Genomic DNA, 6197 nt, shown 5'->3' on the forward strand with positions numbered 1-6197 from the left:
CCAGCATCATCAAGAAGGGACACCCGCACGCATGAGCGCGTCAGGCGGAACCAAGGCGATCGTGGCGGCACTCGTCGCGAACCTCGCTATCGCGGCGAGCAAATTCGTGGCGTTCCTCTTCAGTGGTTCGTCCTCCATGCTCGCCGAGAGCGTCCACTCGCTCGCCGACTCGGGCAACCAGGGCCTGCTGCTCCTCGGCGGCAAGAAGGCCCAGCGCGAGGCAACGCCCCAGCACCCCTTCGGCTACGGCCGTGAGCGGTACATCTACGCCTTCCTCGTCTCGATCGTCCTCTTCTCCGTCGGCGGCATGTTCGCCATCTACGAGGGCTACGAGAAGATCAAGCACCCGCACGAGATCGAGGCCTGGTACTGGCCGGTCGGCGTCCTGGTCTTCGCGATCATCGCCGAGACGTTCTCCTTCCGGACGGCCATCAAGGAGTCCAACCAGATCCGCGGCAAGCTCTCCTGGAAGGAGTTCGTCCGCCGCGCCAAGGCGCCCGAGCTCCCGGTCGTCCTCCTGGAGGACCTCGGCGCGCTGGTCGGCCTGGTCCTCGCCCTCGTCGGCGTCAGCCTGGCCCTGGTCACCGGCAACGGCATCTGGGACGGCATCGGCACCCTCTGCATCGGCATCCTGCTCATCGTGATCGCGATCGTCCTGGCCGCGGAGACCAAGTCGCTGCTCCTGGGCGAGTCCGCCGGCATCGACGAGGTCAGGAAGATCGAGGAGGCGCTCGTCGACAACGACACCGTCACCGGCATCATCCACATGCGCACGCTGCACCTCGGGCCCGAGGAACTGCTGGTCGCCGCGAAGATCGCCGTCCAGCACGACGACACGGCCTCCGAGGTCGCCGCGGCCATCGACGCCGCCGAGGCGCGCATCCGTGCCGCCGTACCGATCGCCCGGGTGATCTACCTGGAACCGGACATCTACCAGGACAGCAAGCGCACCACCCCCGTCACCTGACGGAACCGGCGACGAGAGGCCCCCGCCCCAAGGGACGGGGGCCTCTCGGCTGCCCCGCCCGGACACGCGCCCTCCCGCCGTCCCCCCCCCGCCCGCCGCACCGCCACCCCCGCCCCCCGCCACCCCCTTCACTGCCCCCGCCATCCGCGGACTGTGGCCCGCCGGAGCGATCGGTGTAGATTCGTGTGAAAGCCAGACGTCGCTGCTGATGGCGGTCGGGCGGTCCGCGACGGACCGGCCGAGGGAGAGAGGGCCTCCGACGACTGCACTGCGGGTACCGGGCATCCTTGTGGTGTCCAGCCACCTCGCAGAGCCAGCCGTACCCACCCTCGACCCAACACGAGGAGCAGCTCGAAATGACGACTGTCGCCAACCGACAGGACTTCAAGGTCGCCGATCTCTCCCTGGCCGAGTTCGGCCGCAAGGAGATCACCCTCGCCGAGCACGAGATGCCGGGCCTGATGGCGATCCGCAAGGAGTACGCCGAGGCCCAGCCGCTCGCCGGCGCCCGCATCACCGGCTCCCTGCACATGACCGTGCAGACCGCCGTCCTGATCGAGACGCTGGTCGCGCTCGGCGCACAGGTCCGCTGGGCCTCCTGCAACATCTTCTCCACCCAGGACCATGCCGCCGCGGCCATCGCCGTCGGCCCCGAGGGCACCCCGGACGCCCCCAAGGGCGTCCCGGTCTTCGCCTGGAAGGGCGAGACGCTGGAGGAGTACTGGTGGTGCACCGAGCAGGCGCTGACCTGGCCGGACACCGCCACCGGCGGCCCCAACATGATCCTGGACGACGGCGGTGACGCCACCCTCCTGGTCCACAAGGGCGTCGAGTTCGAGAAGGCCGGCGAGGCCCCGGACCCGTCCACCGCGGACAGCGAGGAGTACGCCCACATCCTCCGTCTCCTCAACCGCACCCTGACCGAGAACCCGCAGAAGTGGACCCTCCTCTCCTCCGAGATCCGTGGCGTCACGGAGGAGACCACGACGGGCGTCCACCGCCTGTACGAGATGCACCGCGACGGCACGCTGCTGTTCCCGGCGATCAACGTCAACGACGCGGTCACCAAGTCGAAGTTCGACAACAAGTACGGCTGCCGCCACTCGCTGGTCGACGGCATCAACCGCGCCACCGACGTCCTCATCGGCGGCAAGGTCGCGGTCGTCTGTGGCTACGGCGACGTCGGCAAGGGCTGCGCGGAGTCCCTCCGGGGCCAGGGCGCCCGCGTGATCGTCACCGAGATCGACCCGATCTGCGCGCTCCAGGCGGCGATGGACGGCTACCAGGTCACCACCCTCGACGAGGTCGTCGAGACGGCCGACATCTTCATCACCACCACCGGCAACAAGGACATCATCATGGCCGCCGACATGGCCAAGATGAAGCACCAGGCCATCGTCGGGAACATCGGTCACTTCGACAACGAGATCGACATGGCCGGCCTGGCCAAGATCCCCGGCATCGTCAAGGACGAGGTGAAGCCGCAGGTCCACACCTGGACCTTCCCCGACGGCAAGAAGATCATCGTGCTGTCGGAGGGCCGCCTGCTGAACCTGGGCAACGCCACCGGCCACCCCTCGTTCGTCATGTCCAACAGCTTCGCGGACCAGACGCTCGCCCAGATCGAGCTGTTCACCAAGCCCGAGGAGTACCCGACCGACGTCTACGTGCTGCCCAAGCACCTCGACGAGAAGGTCGCCCGCCTGCACCTCGACGCGCTCGGCGTGAAGCTCACGACGCTCCGCCCCGAGCAGGCCGCCTACATCGGCGTCGAGGTCGAAGGCCCCTACAAGCCCGACCACTACCGCTACTGACGGCGCCCGTGCACTGACGCACGTCCGCAGCGGCCGGTGACCGCAGCACGCACCAGGCAGGCCCCCGCACCCCCGTGCCGGGGGCCTGCCCCGTACCGGGCGTCCCCTACCGCCGATCCCGAGGACCCGAGACCCCATGCCCCGCGGCCGATATTCGCTCCATGATCCGCACGATCGCACCCCCCTCGGTGAAGAGCACTTCCACTGCGCCCCCGGCCCCTCCGGCTGGCGCTACGTATCCCGGACCACCACCCCCTCCGGCGACCACGCCGGCTCCGTCGATCTCACCCTCGACGACCTCGGCCGCCCCATCCGGCTCGAACTCCACGCGGCGAGCTGGCAGGTCCGCGGCGCCGCCCTCGACGGCGTCACCTGGGTGCGCACCGACCCGACCGGAACGCACGCCACCGAAGGCAATGTGCGCGCCCACGCCTTCACCGGCACGTCCCCCGCGTTCCTCGTCGCGACATCCCGCCTGCTGCGCCTCACCCCCGCTTCCCCCGCCGGCCGGGTCCGCCTCGTCGCCTTCACGGACCCCGTACTCGCCCCCCTCACCGTCGACCAGTCGTGGGCCCTGATCAGAAGTGAAGCGCACCCCACTGACAACGGCCCCCTGACCGTGGACGAGTACCAGGTCGACGCCCTCGACACGGGCGAGCGGCACACGGTCCACATCGCCGGCGACGTGGTCCTCGCGGCCCCGGGTGTCGAGCTCGAAGACCTCGACACCCCTCCGTCGGCCTTCGCCTGACCGCGCCCGACCCGGCCGTCCTACGCGGGCGGAGCGAACCCGGTGGCAGGCGGCGCACCCCGGCCGTCACCGGTCTCGGCACCCGCGCCCCCCACCACCGGACCGCGACCGCCACCCGGGCCACCGGAACGACCGGCACGACCGGCACCAGCGGAGCCACCGGCACCACCGTCGACTCCCGGGCCACCGGGGTCACCCGCACCAGCGGGGCCACCCGCAGCACCGCCGACTCCCGGGCCACCGGCGTCACCCGCACCAGCGGGGCCACCGGCACCACCGTCGACTCCCGGGCCACCGGCGTCACCCGCACCAGCGGGGCCACCCGCAGCACCGCCGACTCCCGGTCCACTCCGGCCCCCGAAACCCCCCGCACCCCGCACACCGTCCCGGTCACCCGGGCCACCCGGGCCACCCGGGCCACCCGGGCCACTCGCGACCGTCCCCGCCCCGCCGCCCGAGGCGAAGGCCCGCCGCGCGTCCCGCGCCTGCCGCTCGTGCACCACCGCGGCCAGGTACTCCGCCGCGGGCACTCCGGACGGCGGGGGCGTACCCGTCCGGGCCACCAGGTCGTCGGCCAGCCGCTCCGCGAGCGCTCGCCCCACCGCCGCGTCGAGCTGCCGCATCCGCGTCAGGTACTGCCGTATCGCCGACCACAGGTCGTCCGGCACCGCCGACAGGTCCACCTGCGCGAACCGCCCGACCAGCCACGGCGGCGGAGGCGGGACGCCCGCCCCCCGAGCCGTCGCCATCCGTTCCCGTACGACGAGCGTCCCCGCGAACACGTCACCGATCCGCCGCCCCCGCGCCGACACGAGCGAGGCGATGCAGGCCACGACGCCGAACGTCATCAGGATCTCGACGACCCCCATGGCCCCCCGGACCAGAGCGTGCCGGAACCGGATCGGCCCCCCGTCGTCCCGCACGACCCGAAGCCCGCACGCGAGCTTCCCGAGCGACCGCCCGCGCGTCAGCGTCTCCACCGCAATGGGCCCGCCCACCAGCACCAGCAGAAAGGTCGCGATCCCCACCGCCATGACGGCCGCCTCGTCCAGGGAGGCGGTGGCCATGGTGAGCCCCACGGATATCAGCAGGTACGTCGTCCACACCACGACGAGGTCGATCGCGAGCGCGAGCGCCCGGCTCGGCAGCCTCGCCGGCTGCAGGCCGAGGACCACCGCGTCGCCCGTCACAACCGCGCTCACAGCGCCCACCCTTCTCCGGCCTTCCCGACCCCTCCGAACGCCAGTCTGCCAAGCTGGCCGTCAGCGCGCCGCAGTAGTACGAACCGTACGCACCAGTGCCTGGAGCAGCAGCCGATCATGGACCTCGACGTCTACGTCACCGCCCACCGCGCCGAGTGGGACCGTCTGGACCATCTCCTGCGACGCGGCCGCCGCCTCACCGGGGCGGAGGCCGACGAACTGGTCGCGCTCTACCAGCGCACCGCCACCCACCTCTCCCTCCTCCGGTCCAGCGCGCCCGATCCCGCGCTCACGGCCCGGCTCACCCAGCTGGTGGCCCGCGCACGCGCCACGGTGACCGGCACCCGGCGCGCCTCCTGGCGGGACGCGGCCGGCTTCCTGACCGCGGGCTTCCCGGCCGCGGTCTACCGCTCACGCCACTGGTGGGTCCCGACCGCCGTCCTCTCCACGCTCCTGGCCGCCCTCATCGGCTGGTGGATCGGCACCCACCCCGAGATCCAGGCGTCCATCGCGGCACCCGAGGAACTGCGGCGGCTCACCCGCCCGGGCGGTGAGTACGAGACGTACTACTCCAGCCACCCGGCCGCCTCCTTCGCCGCCCAGGTCTGGACGAACAACGCCCAGGCCGCCGCCATGTGCCTGGTCCTCGGCGCCTTCCTGTGCGTCCCCGTCCTGTGGATCCTCCTCCTCAACATGCTGAACCTCGGTGTCGGTCTCGGGCTCATGGCGTCGGCCGGCCGCCTGGACACCTTCCTCGGCCTCCTGCTCCCGCACGGACTGCTGGAGCTCACGGCCGTCTTCGTCGCCGCCGGCACCGGCCTGCGCCTGGGCTGGACCCTCATCGACCCCGGCCCCCTGCCTCGCCGCACGGCTCTCGCCCAGCAGGGGCGGGCCGCTCTCGGCATGGCCCTGGGCCTGGCACTGGTGCTGTTCGTCTCCGGAGTGATCGAAGGCTTCGTCACCCCCTCCGGGCTCCCCACCTGGGCCCGCGTCGCCATCGGCATCGCCGCCGAGCTGGCCTTTCTCGCGTACGTGTACGTCCTCGGCGGCCGAGCGGCCCGAGCCGGCGAGACGGGGGACGTCGAGTCCTCCGACCGCAGCGCCCTCCAGCCCACCGCCGCCTGATGTGCGTCCGGCCCCGCTGACCTGCTAGTCTCCTCTTCGCCCACAAACCCCGTTGACACGGGTCGCGTGGGGAGGTAGATTTGAACGGTTGCCTCGGACTGGACAGGTTCGAGCGCGAAGGTTTAAAGTCTCTCTTGCTCCGGTCGGAATTGATTTCCACGGAGCCACTCCGATTCTTCTTTCGAATCCCGAACGTCGATTAGCTCGGCGGAAATGATTCTGATAAAGTCGGATCAGCCGAAAGGCAAAGGCCCTCCAACGGCCACCGGAAACAGACTCCGAACCGGAAACGGAACGGAAAAAGGATCTGGTAAGGTTGGAAACACGAAAGACCGAAG

5 protein-coding genes are annotated in these 6197 nt (G+C 70.9%); 4 read left to right on the top strand and 1 reads right to left on the bottom strand.

The features are described 5' to 3' along the window. The first annotated feature begins 31 nt into the window (after positions 1 to 31). From IE109_RS10750 to IE109_RS10760, 3 genes are all read left to right on the top strand, one after another. Positions 32 to 967 carry a cation diffusion facilitator family transporter gene (locus IE109_RS10750; protein WP_189550542.1) on the top strand — a complete coding sequence of 312 codons (936 nt, stop codon included), beginning with the start codon at positions 32 to 34 and terminating at the stop codon, positions 965 to 967. A 356-nt stretch (positions 968 to 1323) separates the two neighbouring features. Further along, complete coding sequence (ahcY, locus tag IE109_RS10755; RefSeq protein WP_189550543.1) at positions 1324 to 2781, top strand: adenosylhomocysteinase; 1458 nt, start codon at positions 1324 to 1326, stop codon at positions 2779 to 2781. 136 nt (positions 2782 to 2917) lie between these two features. Next, positions 2918 to 3532, top strand: a complete 615-nt coding sequence (locus tag IE109_RS10760) for a hypothetical protein (protein WP_189550544.1) — start codon at positions 2918 to 2920, stop codon at positions 3530 to 3532. A gap of 20 nt (positions 3533 to 3552) precedes the next feature. On the opposite strand, the gene IE109_RS10765 is transcribed toward IE109_RS10760, so the two are convergent. Next, positions 3553 to 4734 (bottom strand): RDD family protein, encoded by a 1182-nt coding sequence (locus IE109_RS10765; protein ID WP_189550545.1) that lies wholly within the window; start codon positions 4732 to 4734, stop codon positions 3553 to 3555. Between the two features lie 117 nt (positions 4735 to 4851). On the opposite strand from IE109_RS10765, the gene IE109_RS10770 reads away from it, so the two are divergent. Next, positions 4852 to 5859 (top strand): stage II sporulation protein M, encoded by a 1008-nt coding sequence (locus tag IE109_RS10770; RefSeq protein WP_189550546.1) that lies wholly within the window; start codon positions 4852 to 4854, stop codon positions 5857 to 5859. Positions 5860 to 6197: the final 338 nt, after the last annotated feature.

Origin of the sequence: Streptomyces lavendofoliae (genome assembly GCF_014649735.1) — a bacterium.
In the GTDB taxonomy this organism is placed as follows: Bacteria; Actinomycetota; Actinomycetes; order Streptomycetales; family Streptomycetaceae; genus Streptomyces; species Streptomyces lavendofoliae.